Consider the following 462-nt stretch of genomic DNA (forward strand, 5'->3'; position numbering starts at 1 on the left):
CAATATCTTCCCTTGGTGGAAAAACACGGTTTGCATCTGGGCATCATCCTGCTGACCATCGGCGTATTGAGCCCGTTGGTTTCCGGTAAAATCCAGATTCCGCCGGTTTCCGAGTTTATCAATTTTAAAATGATTGCCGCCGTCCTTATCGGCATTTTGGTTGCATGGCTTGCCGGACGCGGCGTTCCATTGATGAGCGAACAGCCTGTTTTAGTAACCGGATTATTAATCGGCACAGTCATCGGCGTTGCCTTTGTCGGCGGCATTCCGGTCGGCCCTTTGATTGCCGCTGGCTTATTGTCTTTTTTTGCCGGAAAGGTTTAAAATCCCCTCCTTTACCGCCTCGCCATAGTTCAACGGATAGAACGTATGCCTCCTAAGCGTAAAATACAGGTTCGATTCCTGTTGGCGAGGCCACAGTTTCAATAAAAGCCTTTCATACTTTGAAAGGCTTTTTTATTA

Annotated in this window: 1 protein-coding gene and 1 tRNA gene; both read left to right on the plus strand. The window is 47.6% G+C overall.

Translation table 11 applies throughout. The features are described 5' to 3' along the window. Window positions 1–324: DUF441 domain-containing protein (locus tag ACTHUM_RS19465; RefSeq protein ID WP_440403937.1), on the plus strand; the 324-nt coding region annotated here is incomplete at its 5' end. Between the two features lie 18 nt (window positions 325–342). Further along, window positions 343–417: transfer RNA gene (locus ACTHUM_RS19470), tRNA-Arg, on the plus strand. Window positions 418–462: the final 45 nt, after the last annotated feature.

It is taken from the genome of Neisseria sp. P0021.S006 (genome assembly GCF_051956895.1).